Source organism: Clostridium sp. AF17-21AC, assembly GCF_003461365.1.
Lineage (GTDB): Bacteria > Bacillota > Clostridia > Lachnospirales > Lachnospiraceae > Coprococcus > Coprococcus ammoniilyticus.
Genome location: NZ_QTWY01000001.1, coordinates 551,391 through 577,724, shown reverse-complemented (window position 1 = coordinate 577,724; position 26,334 = coordinate 551,391). Strand labels below are relative to the sequence as shown.

Annotated in this window: 18 protein-coding genes; 2 read left to right on the top strand and 16 right to left on the bottom strand. The window is 41.8% G+C overall.

The genetic code is table 11. The features are described 5' to 3' along the window. Positions 1–11: 11 nt before the first annotated feature. From DWW85_RS02565 to leuC, 7 genes are all read right to left on the bottom strand, one after another. Complete coding sequence (locus tag DWW85_RS02565; protein WP_021944399.1) at positions 12–1,175, bottom strand: phosphoglycerate dehydrogenase; 1,164 nt, start codon at positions 1,173–1,175, stop codon at positions 12–14. Between the two features lie 70 nt (positions 1,176–1,245). After that, a complete protein-coding gene (gene serC / locus DWW85_RS02560; protein ID WP_008402910.1) occupies positions 1,246–2,328 on the bottom strand; it encodes a 3-phosphoserine/phosphohydroxythreonine transaminase in 1,083 nt (360 codons plus the stop codon). A 33-nt stretch (positions 2,329–2,361) separates the two neighbouring features. Continuing rightward, positions 2,362–4,044, bottom strand: a complete 1,683-nt coding sequence (ilvB, locus tag DWW85_RS02555) for a biosynthetic-type acetolactate synthase large subunit (protein WP_117807402.1) — start codon at positions 4,042–4,044, stop codon at positions 2,362–2,364. A gap of 25 nt (positions 4,045–4,069) precedes the next feature. Beyond that, positions 4,070–5,746 carry a dihydroxy-acid dehydratase gene (gene ilvD, locus DWW85_RS02550; RefSeq protein WP_117807401.1) on the bottom strand — a complete coding sequence of 559 codons (1,677 nt, stop codon included), beginning with the start codon at positions 5,744–5,746 and terminating at the stop codon, positions 4,070–4,072. A 14-nt stretch (positions 5,747–5,760) separates the two neighbouring features. Beyond that, entirely contained in the window at positions 5,761–6,846 is a 1,086-nt protein-coding gene (leuB, locus tag DWW85_RS02545; RefSeq protein ID WP_021944396.1) for a 3-isopropylmalate dehydrogenase, read from the bottom strand. Between the two features lie 259 nt (positions 6,847–7,105). After that, entirely contained in the window at positions 7,106–7,591 is a 486-nt protein-coding gene (gene leuD / locus DWW85_RS02535) for a 3-isopropylmalate dehydratase small subunit (RefSeq protein ID WP_117785428.1), read from the bottom strand. 18 nt (positions 7,592–7,609) lie between these two features. Continuing rightward, complete coding sequence (gene leuC / locus DWW85_RS02530; protein WP_021944394.1) at positions 7,610–8,875, bottom strand: 3-isopropylmalate dehydratase large subunit; 1,266 nt, start codon at positions 8,873–8,875, stop codon at positions 7,610–7,612. 165 nt (positions 8,876–9,040) lie between these two features. Between leuC and DWW85_RS02525 the strand changes: the two genes are divergently transcribed. Beyond that, the gene (locus DWW85_RS02525) at positions 9,041–10,081 is read left to right on the top strand and encodes a LysR family transcriptional regulator (RefSeq protein ID WP_117807399.1); all 1,041 of its coding nucleotides are present in this window, start codon (positions 9,041–9,043) and stop codon (positions 10,079–10,081) included. Positions 10,082–10,108: 27 nt separating this feature from the next. Here DWW85_RS02525 and DWW85_RS02520 read toward each other — a convergent pair whose 3' ends face one another. The 9 genes from DWW85_RS02520 to DWW85_RS02480 all read right to left on the bottom strand — a co-directional run bounded on the left by DWW85_RS02520 (position 10,109) and on the right by DWW85_RS02480 (position 25,326). Then, on the bottom strand, positions 10,109–11,770 hold the full coding sequence (locus DWW85_RS02520; RefSeq protein WP_181986481.1) for a DUF6541 family protein: 1,662 nt from the start codon (positions 11,768–11,770) through the stop codon (positions 10,109–10,111). 55 nt (positions 11,771–11,825) lie between these two features. After that, entirely contained in the window at positions 11,826–14,480 is a 2,655-nt protein-coding gene (locus DWW85_RS02515) for a YfhO family protein (protein WP_181986480.1), read from the bottom strand. A 201-nt stretch (positions 14,481–14,681) separates the two neighbouring features. Beyond that, positions 14,682–18,437 (bottom strand): phosphoribosylformylglycinamidine synthase, encoded by a 3,756-nt coding sequence (locus DWW85_RS02510; protein ID WP_117807396.1) that lies wholly within the window; start codon positions 18,435–18,437, stop codon positions 14,682–14,684. Positions 18,438–18,606: 169 nt separating this feature from the next. After that, complete coding sequence (locus DWW85_RS02505) at positions 18,607–19,545, bottom strand: M14 family metallopeptidase (RefSeq protein WP_117807395.1); 939 nt, start codon at positions 19,543–19,545, stop codon at positions 18,607–18,609. After that, positions 19,538–20,482, bottom strand: a complete 945-nt coding sequence (locus tag DWW85_RS02500) for a M14 family metallopeptidase (protein ID WP_117785519.1) — start codon at positions 20,480–20,482, stop codon at positions 19,538–19,540. Before DWW85_RS02500 ends, DWW85_RS02505 begins: the two co-directional genes overlap by 8 nt. A 169-nt stretch (positions 20,483–20,651) precedes the next feature. Then, complete coding sequence (spo0A, locus tag DWW85_RS02495; RefSeq protein ID WP_021944388.1) at positions 20,652–21,464, bottom strand: sporulation transcription factor Spo0A; 813 nt, start codon at positions 21,462–21,464, stop codon at positions 20,652–20,654. Between the two features lie 172 nt (positions 21,465–21,636). Continuing rightward, positions 21,637–22,461 carry a sporulation transcription factor Spo0A gene (gene spo0A, locus DWW85_RS02490; protein ID WP_117807394.1) on the bottom strand — a complete coding sequence of 275 codons (825 nt, stop codon included), beginning with the start codon at positions 22,459–22,461 and terminating at the stop codon, positions 21,637–21,639. 230 nt (positions 22,462–22,691) lie between these two features. Continuing rightward, positions 22,692–23,804 carry a 4-hydroxybutyrate dehydrogenase gene (locus DWW85_RS02485; protein WP_021944386.1) on the bottom strand — a complete coding sequence of 371 codons (1,113 nt, stop codon included), beginning with the start codon at positions 23,802–23,804 and terminating at the stop codon, positions 22,692–22,694. Positions 23,805–23,907: 103 nt separating this feature from the next. Then, positions 23,908–25,326, bottom strand: a complete 1,419-nt coding sequence (locus DWW85_RS02480) for a DUF512 domain-containing protein (protein ID WP_117807393.1) — start codon at positions 25,324–25,326, stop codon at positions 23,908–23,910. Between the two features lie 161 nt (positions 25,327–25,487). On the opposite strand from DWW85_RS02480, the gene DWW85_RS02475 reads away from it, so the two are divergent. Then, a complete protein-coding gene (locus DWW85_RS02475; protein WP_207660241.1) occupies positions 25,488–26,330 on the top strand; it encodes a M15 family metallopeptidase in 843 nt (280 codons plus the stop codon). The last annotated feature ends 4 nt before the right edge of the window (positions 26,331–26,334 follow it).

Genomic DNA, 26,334 nt, shown 5'->3' with positions numbered 1-26,334 from the left:
ATCTTTTTTTCTTAGATCGCGCGAACCTTGATAACACCATCAATTGCAAGCAACGCATTGATATCGTCTTCTGTAGGAACCTTATCAATGTCAAGGATTGAGTATGCATATTCACCCTTTGCCTGACTGATCATTCCCGATACATTTCCGCCCTGCTTTGCAAATACGCCTGTAAACTGTGTCAGCATGTTAGGAATATTCTTATGGCAGATTGTAACTCTGGCAGTATCACCACATACGCCCATATTTACATTTGGATAATTTACGGAGTTCTTGATATTACCATTCTCCATAAAGTCTGTGATTTCTTTACATGCCATGATCGCACAGTTATCTTCAGATTCTTCTGTAGAGGCACCAAGATGTGGTAATGCAATTACATTTTCTGTACCTGCGATTGCCGGATTAGGGAAATCTGTTACATATTTTGCTACCTTGCCGCTTGCAAGTGCTGCCTTGATATCTTCATCATTTACAAGAACATCTCTTGCAAAGTTCAGGATTCTGACACCATCCTTCATCATGGCAAATGCATCTGCGTTCAACATTCCCTTTGTTGCAGGAAGTGCTGGAACATGGATTGTGATATAATCACATTCCTTATAGATATCTTCTACATTTGTAATATGTTTGATGTATTTGGATAAGCCCCATGCTGCATCAACGGATACAAACGGATCATAACCATATACTTCCATTCCAAGTCTGACTGCGATATTTGCTACCTTGGCACCAATCGCACCAAGACCGATAACGCCGAGCTTCTTGCCGGCGATCTCATTACCTGCATACTGCTTTTTCTGCTTCTCAACTGCTTTTGCAAGGTTCTCGTCAGAAGCATTGTCCTTTACCCAGTTGTATCCGCCCATCAGATCACGGGAAGCAAGAAGCAGACCTGCTACAACCAGTTCCTTAACACCATTTGCATTTGCACCTGGAGTATTGAATACTACAACGCCCTTTTCTGCGCATTTATCAAGTGGAATATTATTTACGCCTGCACCTGCTCTTGCAACACACAGGAGTTTGTCTGAAAGTTCCAGATCATGCATGGATGCACTTCTTACCAGGACCGCATCTGCGTCTGCATAATTATCCGTTATTTCATATGTATCCGGTAACAGCTCCATGCCACATGCAGCGATCGGATTTAAACAATTCACTTTAACTGCCATTTTTTATTTAACTCTCCTTTATATCTGCCTCCGCATGCAATCCCAAAGGACTGCATGCAGAATGCTCTTATTATGAATTCTTCTCTTCGAAATCCTTCATGAATTCTACTAACTTCTCAACACCTTCGATCGGCATTGCATTGTAGATTGATGCTCTCATGCCGCCAACCGTTCTGTGTCCCTTCAGATTTACAAAACCAGCTTCTGTTGCAGCCTTTACGAACTTGGCATCTAATTCTTCATCACCTGTAACAAATGGAACATTCATTAAAGAACGATCCTCTTTTACTACAGTTCCCTTAAACATCTTGGAGCTGTCTAAGAAATTGTAAAGGATTGCTGCCTTCTTCTCATTGTGCTCCTTCATAGCTGCAAGACCACCCATCTCTTTTACCCATTTGAATACCTTGCCACAAATATAGATACCGTAGCATGGTGGTGTATTGTAAAGAGAATCTGCATCTGCCTGTGTCTTATACTTTAACATGGTTGGTGTAAATGGCATAACGTCATCACGGATCAGATCTTCACGGATGATCGCAACTACTACACCGGCCGGACCTACGTTCTTCTGTACGCCAAAGTAGATCATACCATAGTCAGATACATTGACCGGCTGAGACAGAATGTCGGATGACATATCTGCTACCAGAATCTTACCCTTTGTATTTGGAAGCTTGTGATATGTAGTTCCATAGATTGTATTGTTGTGACAGATATATACATAATCTGCATCCTCATCAATCGGAAGATCAGAACAATCCGGGATATAGGAGAATGTCTTATCTGCTGATGAAGCAACAGCATTTACCTTTCCATATTTTTTAGCTTCTTCGTACGCTTTCTTTGCCCACTGACCTGTGATGATGTAATCCGCTACACCATTCTTCATAAGGTTCATAGGTATCGCAGCGAACTGCTGGGAAGCACCGCCCTGTAAGAATAATACTTTGTAATTATCAGGGATTTCCATGATATCTCGAAGATCCTGTTCTGCCTCTTTGATGATCGTATCGAATGCTTTCGATCGATGACTCATCTCCATAACACTCATGCCTGTTCCTCTGTAGTCAAGCATTTCTTCTGCTGCTTCTCTTAATACAGATTCAGGAAGCATGGATGGACCTGCTGAAAAGTTAAATACTCTTGCCATTTTTTATCTCCTTCTTTTTTATTATTGTTATTTTTAATTATCAAGATCTTTGTCTGTGAAACAGGTGTCGATTGCAGCACCCGGAGCTACCATAGGCCATACCTTATCATCGGAATCGATCATAACATCCAGTACGGTCGGACCATCTGCTGTCAATGCCTTCTTAAACTCTGTTTCAAACTCTTCGATCGATGTGATCTTACTTGCATTTGCCCCAAGTGCTTTTGATACTGCTACAAAATCAACAGAATCATCTAATACTGTATTCGAATACCGCTGTCCGTAGAACAGATTCTGCCACTGTCTTACCATTCCGAGAACGTGATTATTTAATACCACCTGAATGATAGGTACTTTATAACGGGCTGCTGTCGCAATCTCGTTCATATTCATACGGAAGCATCCGTCTCCTGCGATATTTACTACAGTCTTATCCGATCTGCCATATTTTGCGCCGATAGCTGCACCGACACCGTATCCCATAGTACCAAGTCCGCCTGATGAAAGGAAAGTTCTTGGCTCCTTATAAGTGTAATTCTGTGCCGCCCACATCTGGTGCTGACCTACATCAGTAGTGATTATAGCATTTCCTTCGGTAATTTCATAGATTTTTTTGATAGTTGCCGGTCCATTTAAGTGATCCATGTCGTATGTGACCGGATTTTTCTCTGTTAAATCCTTGATTTCTGCCATCCAGGAACGATTTGACTGAGTTGGAAGTTTACTGTTTAATATCGTCAGAACTTCTTTAGCATCACCCACAATGCTTGCATTTGCCGGAATATTCTTATCAATCTCGGCTGCATCGATATCAATATGAATGATCTTTGCATTTGGTGCGAACTTGGAAGCATTTCCAATGACACGGTCGGAGAAACGTGCTCCTACCACGATCACAAGGTCGGATCTGGATACTCCAAGATTCGATACCTTGGTTCCGTGCATTCCGATCATGCCGGTATAACGCTCGCTTGTACCATCATATGCGCCCTTTCCCATAAGTGTATCACATACAGGTGCATCTACCTTCTCGGCAAATTCTTTTAATTCTTCGGAAGCTCCTGAAATGATCACTCCGCCGCCTGCCATGATATATGGTCTTCTGGATACTTTGATCATCTCGATCACTTTATTTATATCTTCTTCCCGGATTGTATCTGTCTTACGCTCGATCACTGCCGGTTCTTCATATGTATACTCTGCCTCTGCAGCCGTAACATCCTTTGTAATATCAACAAGGACAGGACCTGGTCTTCCACTCTTTGCGATCTTAAATGCACGTCGGATCGTCGGTGCCAGATCTTCTACATTTTTTACGATAAAGCTATGCTTTGTGATCGGCATTACAACACCTGCAATGTCGATCTCCTGAAAGCTGTCCTTACCAAGCATATTTACTCCGACATTTGCGGTGATCGCAACCATCGGAACGGAATCCATATATGCAGTTGCAATTCCCGTTACAAGGTTTGTTGCACCGGGACCGGATGTAGCCATACAGACACCGACCTTACCTGTTGCTCTTGCATATCCGTCAGCGGCATGTGCTGCCCCCTGCTCATGTGATGTAAGTACATGCGTGATCTCTTCCTGATGCTTATATAAGGCATCATAGACATTTAAGATTGCGCCCCCCGGATACCCGAACACAATATCAACACCCTGTTCTTTTAAACATTCAATTACTATCTCAGAACCTGATATCTTCTTTGCCATTTTCCTTTTGCTCCTTTAATACTCTCTACTTATCAGCCTTTGGTACCTCTAAGATTGCTCCACGATTTCCTGATGTTACCATAGCGGCATATCTTGCAAGATAACCGGTTGTTACCTTCGGTGTTCTTGGCTTCCATGCAGCCTTTCTCTGTGCAAGCACATCATCCGGTACATCTAACGTGATCGTAGTATTGTTAATATCGATCTTGATGATATCTCCCTCTTCTACGAGTGCGATCGGACCACCAACTGCTGCTTCCGGTGAAACATGTCCGATGGATGCACCACGGCTGGCTCCTGAGAATCTTCCGTCTGTGATCAAGGCTACTGATGATCCAAGTCCCATACCTGCGATCGCTGATGTTGGATTTAACATCTCACGCATACCAGGGCCTCCTTTCGGTCCTTCATAACGGATAACAACGACATCACCGGGTACGATCTTACCGCCCTTGATCGCTGCAATCGCATCTTCTTCACAGTCAAATACTCTTGCAGGTCCTTCATGCACCATCATCTCAGGTACAACAGCGGAACGCTTTACAACAGAACCGTCCGGTGCAAGATTTCCCTTTAATACTGCAAGACCACCGGTCTTACTATATGGATTATCCAGTGTACGAATAACTTCCGGATTCTTATTTGCTACGCCGTCGACAGCTTTACCGATTGTCTTACCGGTTACTGTCATACAGTCTTCATTTAACAGACCTGCGGATTTTAATTCATTCATAACAGCGTATACGCCACCGGCTTCATTCAGATCTTCCATATAAGTAGGACCTGCAGGAGCCAGATGACATAAGTTTGGTGTCTTGGCACTGATCTCATTTGCATAGGAAATATCAAAGTCAAACCCGATCTCATGTGCGATAGCCGGAATATGAAGCATTGAGTTGGTAGAACATCCAAGCGCCATATCAACGGTTAATGCATTGATGATCGCTTCTTTTGTAATGATATCTCTTGGTCTGATATTCTTTCTGTACATATCCATAACAGCCATACCTGCATGCTTTGCAAGCTTCAGACGCTCAGAATACACCGCAGGTATCGTTCCGTTTCCAGGAAGTCCCATACCAAGTGCTTCTGTTAAGCAGTTCATGGAATTCGCTGTATACATACCGGAACAGGAACCGCAGGTAGGACATGCCTTACATTCAAATTCATTTACATCTTCTGCTGTCATGGTTCCTGCTGAATAAGAACCAACAGCCTCAAACATACTGGAAAGACTGGTCTTATGACCTTTTACATGACCTGCAAGCATTGGACCACCGGATACAAATACGGTAGGTACATTTACTCTTGCTGCAGCCATTAACAGACCAGGTACATTCTTATCACAGTTCGGGATCATAACCAGTGCATCAAACTGATGTGCAGTTGCCATTGCTTCTGTAGAATCAGCGATCAGATCTCTGGTTACTAATGAATATTTCATACCGATATGTCCCATAGCGATACCATCACAGACTGCAATTGCCGGGAACATGACAGGTGTACCACCAGCCATAGCAACTCCCATCTTAACTGCCTGTGCGATCTTATCCAGATTCATATGTCCCGGAACGATCTCATTGTAAGAACATACAATACCTACCAGCGGACGTTCCATTTCTTCCTTTGTCATACCGAGTGCATTAAACAGGGAACGATGTGGTGCCTGCTGCATTCCGACTTTTACATTATCACTCTTCATCTCTATACTCTCCTTTATTTTATGCGTTCTGCAATTAAATCTCCCATTTCAGAACAGCTTACCGGTGTCATTCCTTCCGAAATGATATCACATGTTCTGTAACCATCTACCAGTACCTGTTTTACAGCCTGCTCTACTGCATCTGCTTCCTTATCCAAGTCAAATGTGAAGCGAAGCATCATAGCTGCCGACAGGATCGTTGCGATAGGATTGGCCTTGTTCTGTCCTGCAATATCCGGTGCTGATCCGCCGCTTGGCTCATACATACCAAACTTCGTCTCATTTAAGGATGCAGACGGAAGCATACCGATCGAACCTGTGATCATGGATGCCTCATCGGAAAGGATGTCACCGAACATATTCTCTGTTAATACAACATCAAACTGTGCAGGATCCTTTACAAGCTGCATTGCGCAGTTATCAACTAACATATGCTCGTAGCTTACTTCCGGATAATCCTTTGCCACTTCTTCTACGATCTTTCTCCATAATCTGGAAGAATCCAGAACATTTGCCTTATCTACAGATGTAACTTTCTTTCTTCTCTTCATTGCGATATCAAAACCCTTGATCGCAATACGACGGATCTCGTTCTCATTATATACAAGGTTATCATGTGCAGTTAACACACCATCGATCTCCTCTGTACTTCTTGCTCCAAAATACAGGCCACCTGTCAGTTCACGCATGATCATCATGTCAAATCCACGATCTGCGATCTCTTCCTTTAACGGACAGGCACTCTTTAACTCCTCATAAAGATTTGCCGGTCTTAAGTTTGCAAATAATCCAAGCTCCTTACGGATCTTAAGAAGTCCTGCTTCCGGTCTTAAATTTGGAGGAAGCTTATACCATGGCGAGGTAGAAGTATTTCCACCAATGGAGCCTAACAATACGGCATCCTTTGATTTTGCTACTGCTACTGCCTCATCTGTAAGCGGCACTCCGGTTGCGTCGATCGAGCATCCACCCATCAGGATCTGCTCATAATCAAATGTATGACCATATACTTCACCGACTTTATCCAGAACCTTCATTGCTTCTGTTACGATCTCAGGGCCAATACCGTCACCCTTGATCACTGCTAAATTACATTTCATCTTTTATTCCTGCCTTTCTTTACCAAGTAATGCAACCTCGCCTTTCGGCTCGGTTTGTGCTGCGCACTATACATTTGAATAACTCCTATGCTGTATGCAAGCAAGCTTGCATAGCATAGAGTTATTGGCATATGCCTTTTCTTTACCAAGTAATGCAACCTCGCCTTTCGGCTCGGTTTGTGCTGCGCACTATACATTTGAATAACTCCTATGCTGTATGCAAGCAAGCTTGCATAGCATAGAGTTATTCAAATGTGCATTACTTGTTGTTAATGTAGTTAATCAGGCCTTCATTCTTAATGATCTCCTGCATGAATGGAGGAAATGCCTGCCCCTTATACCGGGTATCCTTTGTCTTATCGTAGATGATACCACTGTCAAAATCGATCTCTACTTCATCACCGTCCTCGATACCTTCTGCTGCTTCCGGGCACTCAATGATCGGAAGTCCGATATTGATCGAGTTACGATAGAAAATTCTTGCAAATGTATCTGCGATAACACAGCTTACACCGGATGCTTTAATCGCGATCGGTGCATGCTCTCTGGAGGAACCACAGCCAAAGTTCTTCTTTGCCACAATGATATCTCCTGCTTTTACGTTGTTTACAAATTCCTTATCTATGTCTTCCATACAGTGTTTTGCAAGCTCCGCAGGATCTGATGAATTCAGATATCTTGCAGGGATAATAACATCTGTATCTACGTTGTCACCATATTTGTGTACTGTACCATATGCTTTCATTCTGCGTACCCTCCTTAATTATAATCCAAGTTCTTCCGGACTGCTGATCTTGCCTGTGATCGCTGATGCTGCTGCAACAGCCGGGCTTGCCAGATATACTTCTGAATCAACATGACCCATACGTCCTACAAAGTTACGGTTGGTTGTGGATACGGCTTTTTCTCCTGCTGCCATAACACCCATATGTCCACCAAGACATGGTCCACAGGTAGGAGTGGAAACTACAGCGCCTGCCTTTACAAATATCGTCATGAGTCCTTCTTCGATACACTGTAAGTATACCTCCTGTGTTCCGGGGATCACAATGACACGAACACCCTGTGCTACCTGTCTGCCCTTGATGATATCTGCTGCAATACGCATATCGGAAATACGTCCATTTGTACAGGAGCCAATTACAACCTGATCGATCTTGATATCGCCAACTTCATCAATTGTCTTTGTATTCTCCGGAAGATGTGGGAATGCAACTGTTGGACGAAGTGTGGAAAGATCAATCGTATACTCTTCATCATAAACCGCATCAGCATCTGCTTCATACTTCTTGTAAGCCTTTGTAGAATGTTCCTTCATATATGCTTCTGTTAATTCATCCACCGGAAAGATTCCGTTCTTGGCACCTGCTTCGATCGCCATATTTGCGATAGTAAAACGGTCATCCATTGTCAGGTTCTTGATGCCATCGCCAACAAATTCCATTGATTTGTATAATGCACCGTCTACACCGATCATGCCAATGATATGAAGAATAACATCCTTGCCGCTGACCCAAGGTGCTTTCTCTCCTACAATATTAAACTTAATTGCAGATGGTACTTTAAACCATGCTTTGCCGGTCACCATACCGGCTGCCATATCGGTACTTCCAACACCGGTTGAAAATGCACCAAGTGCACCATATGTACATGTATGAGAATCTGCACCGATACAGGTCTCGCCTGCAACGATCAGTCCCTGCTCCGGCAACAGAGCGTGCTCAATACCCATAGAACCTACATCAAAAAAATTCTTGATCTGGTTCTCTGCCGAGAATTCTCTGACACATTTACAATGCTCTGCACTCTTAATATCCTTATTCGGTGTAAAGTGATCCATTACAAGTGCAATCTTATTCTTATCAAATACTTCTTTCTTATTGAATTTGTCCATCTCATGAATTGCTACAGGTGTTGTAACATCATTTCCAAGTACAAGGTCCAAATCTGCCTCAATCAACTGTCCGGCTTCCACGCTGTCAAGTCCTGCATGTGCAGCTAAAATCTTCTGAGTCATTGTCATACCCATGTGCTTTGTCCTCCTGATCCTAAATCTTATTTTGTAAATAACTGTCGCTATTTCACGCATTTTGTTATTGAATATTTTTATTGATTTTACCACACCGGCTGGTATAATTACAATATATAATAGTAATACATTGTATAACTTGTATTTATATATCGGAGGGACGCCATGATCAATAATCTGAATTATTATAATGTGTTTTACACAGTTGCTAAGACCGGCAGCATCAGCCGTGCCGCAAACCAGCTTTATATCAGCCAGCCCGCAGTCAGCAAGGCGATCAGCAATCTGGAAGAAAGCATAGGGATTGCACTCTTTGTCCGCAATTCCAGGGGCGTTGCCCTGACCGAAGAGGGGACGATCCTGTATGACTATATCGAACGCGCGCTGGATAACATTGTAAAGGGAGAAGAAAGTCTGAAAAAATACAACGAACTTGGGATTGGTCATATCCGTATCGGTGTCAGCACCTCTCTCTGCAAGCATATCCTGTTGGACTACTTGAAGCCCTTCATCAAAGATAACCCGAATATCAAGGTCAGCATCGACTGCCACTCTACCAAAAATACGATCCGACTCTTAAAAAATGAAGAAATCGACATCGGTCTGATCTGCGAAACGGAACTACCTAAAAATATCACTTATTCCCATGTACGCTCCATCCAGGATATTTTCGTGGCAAATAGTGATTATATCGATAATTTTCCATACCGGGAAACAGAAGCCGGTCTGGAAGCAGGCGAAGAAACCGCCGATACACAACCGGAAGCTGCCAGATATCCGATATTTTCCGGCTCAATCATAGGGAACCTGATCCCGCTCATGAATGTACAGCAGTCCGTTTCGGATTCTGAAGTCCTGACCGAAGATCATATCCGGGATATCTTCCGCCACTCTACACTTATGATGTTAGAGGAGGCAAACGTAACCAGAACCCATGTCGATAACTATCTGAATGAACATTCATTCCACTGTAACCAGCTTCTTGAGATCAATAACATGGATCTCCTGCTTGACTTCGCAGCGATCGGTATGGGAATCGCCAGTGTTGTCCGGGAATTCTCTGAAAGCTACCTGAAGGATGGACGTATCGTAGAAATTCCCCTTCCAACACCTATTCCAAAAAGAAGTGTCGGCTTCGCCTATCTGCAAAACCGACACCAGTCAAAAGCGTTATGTACTTTTTTAGATTATTGTAATATTTCGTGATTTCATCACTTAATGCATTCCACAAAATCAGATGTATTGTGTGTCTGTATTTTCCCGTCCACTTTTATGCTTTGTAAGGAACTGGATCACACCAAAAGCAACGATAAGCAACAGACTAAGCAGAGATATCCATTTCGATACTGTCTGCATTATGGTTTTTCCGTACCAGACACAAATCGTTCCGCTTTTCCCATTCAGTTCCAATCTGACCAGTCCGGTATCCGGATCTTTGGAAACCGGAAGCAGTTCCTGACTGCCGGCCGGATCGGCTACAGTTGCTTCATATCCTTTGTAGTAATATTTCGGAACAACACAACTGTCATAAGTACCATTTACATCAAAGGAATAGCTTCCATCTGAATGATATTCACCTGTCTCCGTCTTCTCATTCTCTCCATACAACCATATCGTTCCACTATTATCACTGAACACCGTCTGTCCTCTGTCCGCTTCTGATGGCAGCCATTCACAAAAGCCGATCTCATTTGTATTTGCTGGTGTCTCGATATAATCATATGAATAATCCATGTGCCGAAGGATCTCCACCTGCCATACGACACTCAGATTAAAGACTCCGATCAATACACAGAGCACAAAACAAAGTTTGCAGTTTTTCTCGGATAAAAGCCTGTGTTTATATAATGCATATAACTGGTTTCCGATTCCAAATGCTACAAAAAATTCTGTGAACATATTCAGTCTCCATGGGAACTGCAGACTGATAAGCGGTGTTTTATCTATTAACTTCCATGGGAACAACCGTGTTTCTATGAGTAACAAACCAACTGCAAGGCAAAGGCACAGAATTGCCTTTTTATTTTTTATCTGCGATCGTAGTCCAAGCATTACCAGTAACAGGAAAATACCAAGCTCTGCAAAGGAAACTGACAGTCTTCCACTTACAATACCAAGTATCGTCATCATCTCATCCTGTGTCTCAAATGCCGGATTCGTACTGACATAATATGTTCCATCCGCAAACTGTTCCAATACCGGAATCCAGTAAAATGCAGTCAGCAGTACACAACCTAAAATCTCTGCCAGCATACCTAGAATATGCTTTTTATTCCATACCTTTCGGATACGGATCAGCACCCATACCACAGCGATTCCAACGCATAACACGAAGCTGATCGTGTGACAGAGCAGCAAACCGGAAAATACCAGACATAACAACCCTTTTCTCCGTTCTTCCCGTTCTGTATAATCATACAATGCCAGAAATACCAGAGGAATGAATGCCATGGCGACAACTTCTCCCATTGCCGACCGTCTGTATATATCTTCCAAATGATAATGTCCCATTGTATACAATACCATCGTAACAAGCCCCACAAAATGACTTTTCCCAATTAATTTTCCTGCCCGGTATGATGTATAACAGGTAAGTAACAGCAACAGGAAAATATATCCCTTCATGGCCCCTGCCGGTGACAGTCCCATAAAACGGAACAGCACAGCCGGAAGCAATAGAATATCCGGATAAAAAATTCCTGCTCCATATCCATATCCCTCCAACAGCTTATCATAAACATATGCAGGGAATCCCTGTCCGGTCTTCAACGCATGGTATACGCTTTCGATTCGTAGAATATGAAAGGTCATATCGTCTCCCTGCGGAAGCAGTTTCCCCATGCATGGTATCATGCACAGCAGACTGACGACCAGCATTATAACCAGCCATTCCATTCGTTCTCTTCTGCTTTTCTCCATAAGATCATTAATCAAAAATAGAAGAATTTAATTAATTTTCTACTCTTGTTTTTCCTTCCTTAATTATTTGAAGTTTTCTGGTATTCAACCATATAATAAACGCTGTACACAGCAATCCTAATATACTACAGATAATTCCGGCTTTTAGTCCATATGGAAAGTAAGTAATACGAATATCATGTTCTCCTGCCTGCATCTCTATACCGATTAGCGCTTTTCCGATTGGGACCACTGATTCTCTTTTACCATCTACATATACCTGAAATCCCTTGTAATATGGAATTGAGGTATATAAAATGCCATCTTCTTTTGCCGATATGTGTTCCTCAATCCGTGTATCATCCAAACGAGACACTTCTAATTTCTGCGCCCTTAATTGAGTCAAAGAAGTCTGCATGAGAACATCATCCAAGCTATAAAAATTAATCGTTGTTTCCCCTTTTACTCCAGGGCTCGCAAGTGTATATACAAGAAGAATCACCCTCTGTCCTTTTTTCAAATTACCAAGGTCAAGGATCTCGCCATTTGATGGATATGAATCAAGTGTACTATATTCTTTTCCATCAATATATACATTTGTCATAACTCTATATACATCACTTAAATGTACATACAAATGTATATCTTCTGGAATAGTAATTCCTAATGACAGATTCATTACAGAATCATTCAAAGCTGTTGATAAATACGGGAATAAATTACCTTGCTGTTTAAATGGCAGGCAATAATTTCCTGAAATCTCTATAGACGGAATGGTAACCTCTGTAAACAAATCAGTCTTTTTCCCCAATGCACTGCTCATAAAGGCATTCTGTACTTCAAATGCATTTCCATTCATCCAATCATTCGATTCAAGTTCATAAGAACCCATAAATCCAAGTCCGGCTAAATAATCATTTTCCATTAATTGAAGTACATCCGAAGTCTGCTGATAATCATTATATATTTCCTTTTGTTCTTTACTGGTATATCCACCATAATGCACTGGTGAATCCGTTAAAACATTTCGTACATTAAACATAGCTGCAGTTACAGGTGTTGTTCCACGATATACATAACATCCCCCATTATCCTGATAAGAGAGTCCTAACTTTTGAAACAGCCACACCATTTCTGTATTTTTCATTGACGAAAACAAATTTGTATCTGAATCAATCATATTGTTTGTTAAAAACACCCAGCTTGTCTTTCTCTCTCCCGCCTGCAATTTAATTGCTTTATAATCGTCTTCCCATTCCGATGCAGCAATATTAGGAAGAACTCTTATATCTACCTTTGAGTTATCATTGATCAAAAACGAGTTTCCCATAACTTCAAGCAAACATAAAACAATTACATTTATAAGCATACTTTTCCCTGTTATGCTATTTCTTTCATACAAAAATAAACATATTAAACTGTAAACAAGGATCAGAATTGTTCCCATGTAACATATAATATTTTGTACATCATTATTCCATATAAATGCACAAATTGTTAAACCCATCAGAATGATTGCAACTATTGACATTCTGATAATTCCAAGTTTTTTTAATTTACAAACCTGTTCAAATGCAGATATTATAATAAATACTGTAAGTAAAAAAGCATCTCTATTGGATATACTATGCGGATATGAAAAACCATGCATCACATAGATCAATCCCGAAACACACAGGGAAGCCGCCAGAAACAGCAATATCACACAGCGGCGTATACGATTGCCAGGCGTTATCTCCGCATTAAGCAGATAGCAGACCATCAGTACCACAATAACAATTCCACAATACGAGTTAACTGTAAACAAATCGTGTCCAGCTATATCCAATGCATGTCCCCAGAAAAAGCTCTGAATAAAGTTTCCTATATTTCCAATCGTGTTCCATGTATAAGAGGATGCATTTGTAAAATTATCATTTCTGGAACGTACTAATATGTAACACGGAATTAATACTGCTGCTGCCGCAAGTGCAGCACAGACAGATACCAGAAACCATTTGACAAAGCATTTCATCCATGCTTTGCATCCTCCCCGGTTCTGATCAATAAACCAGAAGAAGGATAACAGACAGACAAACCATGCAAAATAAAAATTCACAACAAATACAAGTATCATGGTTACGATATACAATCTGTAATCTTGTTTTCTGACAATTTTCTCAATTCCAAGCATAACAAAAGGAACCAATACCAGGCTGGTAAGCCACATCAGATTATACTGATAGGCTAAAATATAATTGCACATTGCATAAACAATGGAAAATACAAATGTTACTCCATCATTTATCCTTCCATGCTCCATAGAATTAATATATGTATGTCTAAAATAATACAATGCAGAAACAGCACACATACCAATTTCCACTGCCATGGTTACGATCATGCCCAGTTCCATACTGTATCTGCCAAAACAAAGCGTGATCAGGTTGAATGGGCTCATCAGATAATACATCATATTGCAATAAAAATCATAACCCATTCCACCATTCCAACTAAAAAGCAGTGACTGGCCGTTTTTTAACCGGTCATATAATTCTTTAAAAAAAGAAAGGTACTGATCTTTGGCATCCCCAAGTAAAATAGAATTATCACCAAATGGATAACATTTTCCAATCAACATATGTACCAGAAGTCCGATAACCGGTACACAGAATGCAAGAACATAAAGTCCCCAACTTCTTTTTTTCCCTTTCTCTTTTTTGTCCATAGTTCCAATCTCCTTTATATTTATACCTAAATCTGTAAAAATTCTTTTTCTCATTTTTCTGACTACATCATGAATCTGTCAAAACCTCATGATTATACAAGTCTTTAACAAATAATAAAGCCCGCATAATCCTCTCTCAGCCACCAAACGGTTATGCCTCAATCCTATCATGCGGGCTTTTATTTATGATCTATTATTCTCTTACTTGAAGTAATCTACACCACTTTCAAAGATCTTCTGGTTCTGGTCGCCATAGATATTGACTGCAACCGCACGACCGGTACGCTCTGAATGTCCCATCTTACCAAGTACACGACCATCCGGGCTTGTGATACCTTCGATCGCATAGTAAGAACCATTGACATTGTAGTACTCATCCATTGTCGGGTTACCATTCATATCAACATACTGTGTTGCAACCTGACCATTTTCAAACAGCTTCTCGCACCATTCCTTGCTTGCAACAAATCTTCCCTCACCATGTGAGATTGGAATTGTGTATACGCCGCCAAGTTCAGCTTCCTTTAACCATGGGGACTTGTTTGTTACCACCTTGGTATAAACCATCTTGGACTGATGACGACCGATACTGTTGATCGTCAATGTAGGTGAATCATCTGTCTGTGGACGGATCTCACCGTAAGGAACCAGTCCGAGCTTGATCAGTGCCTGGAATCCGTTACAGATACCAAGTGCAAGACCATCTCTCTGCTGTAACAGCTTCATAACCTCGTCTGCGATCTTCGCATTACGGAATGCTGTTGCGATAAACTTACCGGAACCATCCGGTTCATCACCTGCGGAGAAGCCACCCGGGAACATGATGATCTGTGACTGGCTGATTGCCTTTGTAAATGCATCTACAGAATCACGAATGCCCTGTGCTGTCATGTTGCGGAATACGATCGTCTCAACCTCTGCACCTGCACGTTCAAATGCCTTTGCAGAATCATATTCACAGTTTGTACCCGGGAATACAGGAATGAATACCTTTGGCTTTGCAACCTTATTCTTTGCTGTATATACGGTCTTTGCATCAAAAAGACCGGTCTCGATCTTCTTCTGTTCTACACCTGACTCTGTCGGGAATACCTTCTCCAGTGTCTTTGTCCATGCAGCAAGTGCTTCATCCATTGTAACTGTTACATCACCATAGGTGAATGCTGCACTGTTATTTACAGTACCGATCTTCTTAACCGGAATACCAAGTGTATTTACATTCTCCGGCTTCACTTCAAGGATGATTGAACCATAATCCTTGGAAACCAGTTCTCTCTTTGTAATACAGGTATCAATATCTACACCCAGTTTATTACCAAATGCCATCTTGCTGACAGCTTCGATCATACCACCAAATCCTACAGCGTAAGCAGATTCTACCTTGTCTGCAAGGATTGCCTGATGTAACAGATCGTACATGGCAAGTACATTCTGATATACCGGGATATCATTTTCATCTTTTTCTATATCAAGCTTAACAAGCACATTGCCTGCTTTCTTAAGCTCCGGTGTTACTACGTTCATGTAACTTGCAACATCAACTGCAAAGGAAACCAGTGTCGGAGGAACATCGATATCATTGAAGGTTCCTGACATACTGTCTTTACCCCCGATAGATGGAAGTCCAAGTCCGACCTGAACATCATATGCACCAAGCAGGGCTGCAAATGGCTGACCCCATCTGTATGGATCTGTTCCGAGTCTCTTGAAATACTCCTGGAAGGTCAGACGGATCTTTGAAACATCACCACCAGCTGCTGCGATCTTTGCTGCAGATGTTACAACTGCATATACAGAACCATGATATGGGCTCCAGCTTGACAGATATGGATCAAATCCATAACTCATCATTGTGATCGTATCGGTCTTACCCTTCATAACAGGAAGCTTTGCGATCATTGTCTGTGTCGGTGTAAGCTGATACTTTCCACCATATGGCATCGTTACTGTGCCTGCTCCGATTGAGCTGTCGAACATCTCAACAAGGCCCTTCTGTGAGCATACATTCAGATCTGACAATGTGTCGATCCATGCTTTCTTTACATCTTCCGGTTCTTTTACAGAATCGAAATAATTATCTGCCTTTGCAGGAATCTCTACCTTAACATCTGTTTCCTGATGTGCGCCGTTTGTATCAAGGAATGCACGGGAGATATTTACGATCTCTTTTCCTCTCCATGTCAGAACCAGTCTTGGTTCTTCTGTTACTTCTGCTACAACAACGGCTTCCAGATTCTCTTCATCCGCATACTTAAGCATCGTATCTACATCTTTTGGATCTACTACGATAGCCATACGCTCCTGAGATTCTGAAATAGCAAGCTCTGTTCCATCCAGACCTGCATATTTCTTTGGAACCTTGTCCAGATCTACAACCAGACCAGGTGCAAGTTCTCCGATCGCTACGGATACACCGCCGGCACCAAAGTCATTACATTTCTTTATGATAGAAGCAACTTCTTCTCTTCTGAACAGTCGCTGGATCTTTCTCTCTGTTGGAGGATTACCCTTCTGTACTTCTGCACCACAGGTCTCAAGAGACTGGCTGTTATGTGCCTTGGATGATCCGGTTGCTCCACCACAACCGTCACGACCGGTACGTCCGCCGAGAAGGATGATCTTATCTCCCGGATCAGAATTCAGACGTTTTACCGCACGTCTTGGAGCTGCACCCATAACTGCTCCGATCTCCATTCTCTTTGCTACATAATCCGGATGATATATTTCATTTACAAGTCCTGTTGCAAGACCGATCTGGTTACCATATGAGCTGTAACCTGCTGCTGCGGTCGTAACGATCTTTCTCTGTGGAAGCTTTCCAGGAAGAGTATCCTTTAAAGACTTTGTAGGATCTGCTGCTCCGGTTACTCGCATAGCCTGATATACATATCCTCTACCTGACAACGGATCACGGATCGCACCACCAAGACAAGTAGCAGCACCACCAAACGGTTCGATCTCAGTTGGGTGGTTATGTGTCTCATTCTTGAAGAATACGAGCCATTCCTCTGTCTCACCGTCTACTTCTACAGGAACGATGATACTGCAGGCATTGATCTCATCGGATACTTCCATATCGTCTAATTTGCCTGCTGCCTTTAACTGCTTCATACCCATAAGGGCTATATCCATCAGACAGATGAACTTATCATCTCTGTCCTTATACATTTCTTTCATCTCTGCCCGGTAAGCATCAAATGTCTTCTCAAGCATATCCTTATAATCACCATCATCAAATTCAACATTTGTAAGCTCTGTTGAGAATGTGGTATGACGGCAATGATCAGACCAGTATGTATCCAGCACACGGATCTCTGTCATAGATGGATCACGCTTCTCTTCACCCTTGAAATACTTCTGGATATGAAGGAAATCCTTAAATGTCATCGCAAGTCCGAGGGAATCATATAACTCCTTTAACTTGTCCTCAGCCATATCCTTAAAACCATCAAAGATAATAACATCGGCCGGTTCATCATACTCGGTAACAAGTGTCTCAGGGATCTCCATACCACAGGCTCTGGAATCTACCGGGTTGATACAGTATTCCATAACTGCTTTTAACTGCTCATCCGTTACATTACCGGATAAAATATATGTTGTGGCTGTCTTTATGATAGGATCTTCATCTTCATTTAAAAGCTTAACACACTGTTCTGCTGAATCTGCTCTCTGATCGAACTGTCCCGGAAGGAACTCAACAGAAAATACCTTATCTGTATCTGCCATTGGAAGATTATCTCCCTCGTAGATCATATCGATCGGTGGCTCTGAAAATACTGTAACCAGTGCTTTTTTGTATGTTTCTTCAGACAGATTCTCAATATCGTAACGAACCAGTACTCTTACATACTCGGCATCGATATTCAGATAGTTCTTGATCTCGTCATGAAGTTCCTTTGCCTTAACTGCATAGTCAGGCTTCTTTTCAACATAAACTCTCTTAACTGTGCTCATAAAAACCTCCATTTTTATCATATGTTTTTTCCCATATTTCGGGAATTCATATTATTACAAGCGTTTCACAACGCCTATGATACCACTTTTGAAATTCATTGAATAGCTTTTTTCAGCTTTTCTTTTTAAATTGTTGCTGTTTACCGAATAAACCTCAAAACAGCCATCTTTAATTGTGCAGTCTGCGGATAAGCTTGAATACCACTGAATTCTGATAGATCATCGGTGCATTCTGCGCATAGAAAATAATTCCATCTGTCGGTGCGTAAATATCGGCTGCAATCTCTCCGGTCATCGGATTTATAACATTTGCAATAACATTTCCCCGAACCACTTCATCTCCCGGACTTACAAACCGCTTTAAAAAACCACCGGATTTATCCGACTTGACAGACAGCAGCTCCTCCTCATCAAGAACAGTCGATATATAACCTGCATGACAGTTGTACCGGATGATTCCCATTCTGGTCAGGAATCGGAGTACCGCTGAAACCGCATGTGACGCACTCTCACTGTCAATCTTCTCCGTCACACCGGAATACACGGAAAACGCCTCTGTTCCTCCGATCTGCCAGTTATAATTTAAAGTTGCCTTATCATATGCCCTCGGTTCTGCTGTCAGAACATAAGGAAGACCGAACAGATTGGCCAGACTGGTACTCTGCTTTCCCGTCTCCATCATTCTGACATGTGGGATAAATTCTCCATCCATATAAAAGCTTGCAAACTGTATTCCATACGCATAATCTTTTACTTGATCCATAACCGCTGCCGCTATTCTGCTGGTCGCCTGTCCCTCCGGATTTCCCGGAAAAGCACGGTTCACATCAGAATTATCAGAAATCCAGTATTTTTTACCGACATTAAAGGAACTGTAATTTAAGGATGGGATCAACAGTATCTGTTTTCCCGATACGATTGCTCCTCTTGTCTCAAGTTCGCTTAATTTTTTCGACAGCAGGGAACAGATGTATAACTGCTGGAATTCATTTCCGCGCATAGCTCCCATGATACATGCCGCCTTTTCTCCTGTTCCGAAGCTGAAGCCTTTAATGGAATATTCTCCACGATAGGCGGTGTTCATCGTATATATGATCTCTTTACGCATTATTTGTCACACCTCCAAATATTCTGGCAACCAGCGAGCCTTCCTCGATCACCGGATAAGCACGAAGTGAGAATACCACGCCTCTTCTTGGTGACAGGATCGTCTCTTCGACAGAACCGGTCAGTACATTTACGATCTGTCCGATCACATCTCCCTTTTCGACTACGCCTGAGTGCTTTACCTTTGGTATAAAGATACCACTGCTCTCTGCATTCACAAAAGAAACATCCGTATCTCGGGCAATCTTCGGCATATGTGTATTATATGCGCAGCCGTCCCAGATCCCCATATATTCCATCAATGAAAATAATCCTTCAACGATCTGATCCGCATAGTCATAATCGATCATAAGTGCAACACCTGATTCTACGACCATACTCTTGACTCCGATCTCATTTAACGAGTATGCAAGGCTTCCTTCCATAACGGTAGAGGATGGATGCACCCATACAACATCCGTATTCATTCTGGCAGCATACGGAAGAATATCATCGGCAATATCCGAATTCACCCGTACCTGTGGTAATTCTTTCAAATATACGCTGCTGGAATGCAGATCGACGCAGATATCCGAACCTTTAATATCCTGCAGCACAAGTGCCGCCGTATACTCCCCGACCGTTCCTTCTGTAGAACCCGGAAACAATGTGTTCATATCAATATCAAACACGGGAACATCTCTCACCTGTGCTTCTAAGCCCATTGGATTAATAAACGGATATATGTCCACGATTCCTTTTAATTTATCAAAATCCTTTTTGATCCGTCGGATCACCTCATAGCAGATATACTGTCCTGCCACTTCATCTCCATGTACACCGGATACAATACTTAATCTTTTTTCTTTTCCTGTGGCAAAATCGGGAGCCAGACGATTTTTCTTTACCCGCATTACCTCATCGATCAGCATATCTGCTGACGCTACTGTTTCTATCATTTCTTCTTCCTTTACAGCAAAAAACAGAGCCCCCATGGCGCTCTGTTTTGTTTTTTTATTTATTAGGATCCCTGTCTTATACAAGATTTCCATTTTTTATTTCAGCACCTTATCTATTATACACGTTTCTCTCATTATACGTCAACAAACAAGGAACTTTTTATACACATCATGCTCTTTTTCGATATTCGATCCGGAGCTTATCTGCGATCAGTGCAATAAATTCTGAATTCGTTGGTTTTCCTTTACCAGCATTCACCGTATATCCAAAAATATCATTGATCACATCGATCTGTCCTCTGCTCCATGCAACCTCGATCGCATGACGAATCGCACGTTCTACGCTGGATGATGTCGTTTTATATTTCTTTGCAATCGTCGGATATAAAAGCTTCGTTATGTAATTCAACATATTGACATCGTTTACTGCCATAATGATTCCTTCACGAATATATTGATAACCCTTTATATTAGCCGGAATTCCTATATCCCTGATAATATCCGTTACATCACTCTCAATATTATTCGCTGCACCAGACAGTCCCTCTCTATTCTGGATGCAGATCAGATCTTTTGAGATCTCAGTCTGTACCTCTTTTCTTCTGTTGTAAATCTGATGAATTCTTGCAATGAGCTGCTCAGAATTATATGGTTTCAATACATAAAAAGATGCCCCCAGTTCGAACGCGCACCGTATCAGTCTCTGCGAACCAACCGATGTTACAATGACAAATAATGTATCTGGGCATTCGCCTGATTCCCGGATCTGTTCCATTACCCCTAATCCATCCAGAACCGGAAGACAGATATCTAAAAGTACAACATCTGGCTGATATTTTTTTATTGATTCGATCGCACTCTCCCCATCACTTACCTTATCAAGAACCCTCATCCCTGTTCTTGTGTTCGCTGCTGTAAGCTGACGTGCTATTAATTCACAGTCGCTATCAGCAATAATAATACTGATTTCTTGATTGTTCATTATTCAATCCCCCTTAATCTTTTTTGTTTGAAAAATCGACTGTTTCTAAAGTATATTTGTGATTTCGACAAATGTCAAGAACTTACCAGGTTCACAGAACCCCCTCTGATAAGTGAATTTTTATCCATTTTTCAACATATTTCGTCGTCACCTGATGGAATGCACCATATTTCTAAGAAATGCTTTGCAGGGAATACTCCGTTTTCTGAAGCATACTGCGATTATCCAGTCGAATTTTGTCTGCAATCAATGCAATAAATTCCGAATTTGTCGGTTTGCCCTTTCCCGCATGGATCGTATATCCAAATAATTCATTGATCGTATCCATACTGCCTCTGCCCCAGGCAACCTCGATTGCATGACGGATCGCACGTTCCACTCTGGAGGCTGTCGTTCCATATTCCTCTGCAATCGATGGGTACAACTGCTTTGTAATTGAATTCAGGATGTCCATATCGTGAACTGCCATCAGAATCGCACTGCGAAGATACTGATATCCTTTTATATGTGCAGGGACGCCGATCTCATGTATGATATCAGTCACTACGGCTTCCAACATGGTTTCATCCGAACCTGTTTCCACCAATTTCTGATAATTATCATTTCTTTTAGCCTTCATAACATCCTCAATGATCTCCCGGATCTTTCGTTCATCATATGGCACATCAAGAATTCGCAATACAAGGCGGTCTGCGATCTTATAGTAGATGAAGTCCAGATATTCTTTATGTGTTTTCGATCCACACAGAAGAATCCTTGTATTCTTCAGATTCTTATAGTGCATGATCTCTTCTGTTATCTCCAGGATATCTTTGCCCGGCAAAACCTCATCCATGATCACAACATCCGGTTCCCGTTCCAGAATCTTCTTCACGGCTTCCTGTCCACTGTCACATATCCCCGAAATCTCATACCCCGGAATCGACTTCACGATAGATACAAGCTGTTCCACTTCTCTTTTGTCGCACTTTACTATCATTATTTTTACATAATTCATAATGTCCCTCCTGCTCTTCTGCCTTGGACAACATTATATCTCTATGATACCTGCTTTGGAATATGCTTCTCTCCGCAAGTTGCGACAGCTTTTCGCCTCTGAGGAACAATTTTGTACCGTCTCGACATTTTACAAGCAGAACTCCGTAGAATTATGTCTGATCTGGGTAATAAAAAGAAGATGATGTTCCATCTTTCTTTTTTTCTATATCCGAAAAGGCTCCGTCCGGATTAAAAGAGTTCTTTATATATCTTGTAAACTCTGTCCCGGTCAAGTTCCACGAAGTTATTCGCCATCAGACGACCCTGATTCGTCATAACGGAATCGGTAAATTCGACAAGATCCTGCTCCGTTACCCCATATTCATGCAATGCTTTCTTTGGAATCAGAATATTTAAAAGATCCTCCAGAGATTCATAGACATTTTCAACATCGCAGCCAAGGATATCTGCAATAAATGCATTTAATTTTGCAATTTCTCCATCCTGCCTGATCTCCATATAATTCTTCATGACTCCGGTAAACATGGCATAGTTCGATTCTCCATGTGCAACATGATAGGTTGCTCCAAGTGGATAGCTTAAGGCATGTACTGCCGCACAGCCAGCATTGCCAAATGCGATTCCGGCGTAGTTTGAAGCTACAAGGAAACGGTCTAACAATGGAATTCTGGCCTCCGGTCCTTTCTCACGGATCTCCATATATCCATGAAGGATCATATCGATCGCCTTATAGCCAAACATACGTGTATATTCATTTCCTTTCGGAGACAAACTGGACTCTACTGCATGGACAAGTGCATCGATCGAACTGGTTGCAAAGAAGCGGAACGGAAGCCCCTTTAACAGCTCCGGTATCAGGACCGCAGAATCTCCATACATCTCATCGACTGCCAGTCCCTTTTTCGTTCCCCTGCTGTTTAATGCAAGGATCGCTATATTTGTTACCTCTGAACCGGTTCCACAGGTAGTTGGGACCAGTACCAGTTCTTTATCTTTTTCTATCGGAAGCTTGCCATCATACAGATCAAGAATCGGGGATACATACTTTAATGCAAACAGCTTTGAAATATCAATTACCGTTCCTCCACCGATTGCTATAATTCTTTTATGTTCACCCTTTATATCCTTATAAATTGCCTCCGCCATATCATCTGAAGGCTCACCTGCACCATATTTTTCCTGAAAGATAACATCACATTCCAGATCCATCTTTCCAAAAAACGGTTCATAGATATATTCATTTGTAATTACCAGATCACCTTTTTCGATATGGAATTCATCAGCAAATTCCTTACATGTGTCATACTTATAAATCGTTGGTTTGAGCATTAACTGTTTCATACGTATCCTCCATTCATTTTCTCTGATATTTCTGTACCAAAATTTTTGCTCACATTGTACCACTATAGAATGAAATTACAATTACCCAAAAAGAGCATCTTTTTTACTCTTCTGTATCATCAAATGCCTGAATATATCCAACGGTTTCATTGTTTCGATCCATCGAATAGGAAGGATCGATGACTGCCTGTATAAAATCTGCACCTCCGGATTCGATCGGTACCACCTTTAAGCCCAACTGCTTCTCTACCTGTGCAACTGTCATATCATCTAAAAATACCTGTTCTCCCATTCGCAGCATATTCGATGGAATGAGCAGCGCTTCTCCCAGATCATCTCCTGCTGCCTGCCGCTCTTTTAACTGGGTCGTCAGATCAATGCCTGTGATCAGTCCGGATACTGTGATTGTTTCTCCAAAGAAGTCATTCCGGATGCAATATACACGGATCGTAAGTCTTGGATATGCCTGCATCAGCCTTGCTGCAAAGTCTACAACCGTACTATATGTCAGTTTTCCTGTTGCCATACAGATCGTACGGCGGAATGTTTCTTTCTGTTCCTGATATTCCGGTGAAGCCAGCAGCTCCTGATAGGCTTCATCAAATTCCTCTAAAAACAAACGCATCATTCCAACGCCATTTTCAAGCTGGATATAACCATCATAGCGTTCTGCTTCCGGAAATTCCCGTCCGGCCGTTATATACCACTCATCACTTGCATGAATAAAATGAAGCGAATACCTTTCATAGAATTTTTTCTGATAACTCTCGATCAGATCGATAACCTGTCCCGCTTCTTCCTTTGTAAATAATTCTAATGGGTACAAACCTTTTCGGAATTTCGTAAGTCCGGCAGGAACAACGGATACACTCCGCATAAATGGCAGATACTTTCCAAGATCCCGGATACTCCGTTCCAACTCTGCCCCGTCATTTACACGCTTGCAGAGAACGATCTGCCCATTCATCTCTACATGCCCTTCAAAAAGACGATCCAGATATTTCAGCCGGTCACCTGCAAAACGATTATGCAACATCTTGCAGCGAAGCTCCGGATTGGTCGTCTGAACCGATATATTGATCGGCGCAAGCTGCATCTTGATGATACGATCCACATCCTCATCTGTCATATTTGTAAGCGTGATATAATTGCCCTGCAAAAAAGACAACCGGGAATCATCATCCTTAAAATAAAGTGTCTCTCTCATCCCCGGCGGCATCTGATCAATAAAACAGAACATGCATTTATTGGTACAGGAACGATAATCGCTCATAAGACCGTTTTCAAATTCCATCCCAAGATCATCATCATAATCCTTCTCGATCTCAAGCAGCCATTCTTCTCCATATGATTTACGGATCAACACCTCTATATATTCATCTTTGATCATATAACGATAATCAAATACATCTTTTATTTCTTTATCGTTGATTGCAAGCAGATAATCACCCGGTTCTATTTCCATCTCTTCTGCAATGGAGCCCGGATAGACTACCGTAATTAAATGTTCTATTTTCTTCACAGTTATTCCTCATCATTTTCTAATGTATCTTCCCCATTATACCATTGCAAAATAAAAAAGAAAGATGATAAATATGCAAAAACGATGCTTTTTTGAGAATTTTTGTATGCTTCTGTGGCGTATCCTTCTGTACATAAACAAAAGACAAAGGAGCGAACATCATGTTGCATATATTTGGAACTGTAATTAAGAAAAAGAAGGTCATAATTCTGGGGATCATCTATATACTGTTACTGATACTTGTAATCCTTGCAGGAAAGGCAAAAAAAATGAAACTTCAGGAACAGGTCTCCCAGTCAGACTCCAGTCCCATCACAACAGAACAGGTTTCTGTCTCCGAAGATTCCACCGAGAAAACCAAAGCATCCTCCGGCAGCTATTCTTCCTTTGATACTGCATCCGTTTTACAAACGCTTGCCTCCGCAACAGAAGCAAAAAACAACGGGCTGCTGACACTGGTCAATATGTCTCATACCCTGCCAGCTGACTGGACCGTTGATCTGGTCGAACTGCGAAACGATCAGTCGATCGACCGCCGTGCTTATGACGGGCTTCAAAAAATGATGGACGATGCAAGAGCCGAAGGTCTTGACCCTCTGATCTGCTCTTCCTACCGTACAAATGAAACACAGGAACGGCTCTATACAAATAAAAAGAATTCTTATCTGGAGCAGGGTTACAGCGAAGATGATGCTACAGCCCTTGCTGCTACCTGGGTTGCCTATCCCGGTACCAGCGAACACCAGCTCGGCCTTACCGTTGATATCTGTTCCATTGGCAACCAGGAGCTGGATTCCTCCCAGGAAGATACCGCCACCCAGCAATGGCTGATGGCAAACTGTTATAAATACGGCTTCATCCTCCGTTATCCGGCAGATAAATCCGATATAACAGAAATCTCTTATGAACCCTGGCATTACCGCTATGTTGGTGTTGAAGTTGCTACAGAAATGTACCAGAAGCATCTTTGTTTAGAGGAATATCTGGAACAGCATACCAATTAAAAAA

Bases quoted from the DNA above. Each gene is read 5' to 3' on its own strand.
- ilvB (WP_117807402.1), bottom strand. From the start codon at position 4,044: ATGGCAAAGAAGATATCAGGTTCTGAGATAGTAATTGAATGTTTAAAA.
- DWW85_RS02565 (WP_021944399.1), bottom strand. From the start codon at position 1,175: ATGGCAGTTAAAGTGAATTGTTTAAATCCGATCGCTGCATGTGGCATG.
- DWW85_RS02510 (WP_117807396.1), bottom strand. From the start codon at position 18,437: ATGAGCACAGTTAAGAGAGTTTATGTTGAAAAGAAGCCTGACTATGCA.
- serC (WP_008402910.1), bottom strand. From the start codon at position 2,328: ATGGCAAGAGTATTTAACTTTTCAGCAGGTCCATCCATGCTTCCTGAA.
- spo0A (WP_117807394.1), bottom strand. From the start codon at position 22,461: ATGAATTATGTAAAAATAATGATAGTAAAGTGCGACAAAAGAGAAGTG.
- DWW85_RS02515 (WP_181986480.1), bottom strand. From the start codon at position 14,480: ATGGACAAAAAAGAGAAAGGGAAAAAAAGAAGTTGGGGACTTTATGTT.
- DWW85_RS02505 (WP_117807395.1), bottom strand. From the start codon at position 19,545: ATGCGTAAAGAGATCATATATACGATGAACACCGCCTATCGTGGAGAA.
- leuD (WP_117785428.1), bottom strand. From the start codon at position 7,591: ATGAAAGCATATGGTACAGTACACAAATATGGTGACAACGTAGATACA.
- DWW85_RS02500 (WP_117785519.1), bottom strand. From the start codon at position 20,482: ATGATAGAAACAGTAGCGTCAGCAGATATGCTGATCGATGAGGTAATG.
- DWW85_RS02525 (WP_117807399.1), top strand. From the start codon at position 9,041: ATGATCAATAATCTGAATTATTATAATGTGTTTTACACAGTTGCTAAG.
- DWW85_RS02475 (WP_207660241.1), top strand. From the start codon at position 25,488: ATGTTGCATATATTTGGAACTGTAATTAAGAAAAAGAAGGTCATAATT.
- ilvD (WP_117807401.1), bottom strand. From the start codon at position 5,746: ATGAAGAGTGATAATGTAAAAGTCGGAATGCAGCAGGCACCACATCGT.
- leuB (WP_021944396.1), bottom strand. From the start codon at position 6,846: ATGAAATGTAATTTAGCAGTGATCAAGGGTGACGGTATTGGCCCTGAG.
- DWW85_RS02485 (WP_021944386.1), bottom strand. From the start codon at position 23,804: ATGAAACAGTTAATGCTCAAACCAACGATTTATAAGTATGACACATGT.
- spo0A (WP_021944388.1), bottom strand. From the start codon at position 21,464: ATGAACAATCAAGAAATCAGTATTATTATTGCTGATAGCGACTGTGAA.
- leuC (WP_021944394.1), bottom strand. From the start codon at position 8,875: ATGGGTATGACAATGACTCAGAAGATTTTAGCTGCACATGCAGGACTT.
- DWW85_RS02520 (WP_181986481.1), bottom strand. From the start codon at position 11,770: ATGGAATGGCTGGTTATAATGCTGGTCGTCAGTCTGCTGTGCATGATA.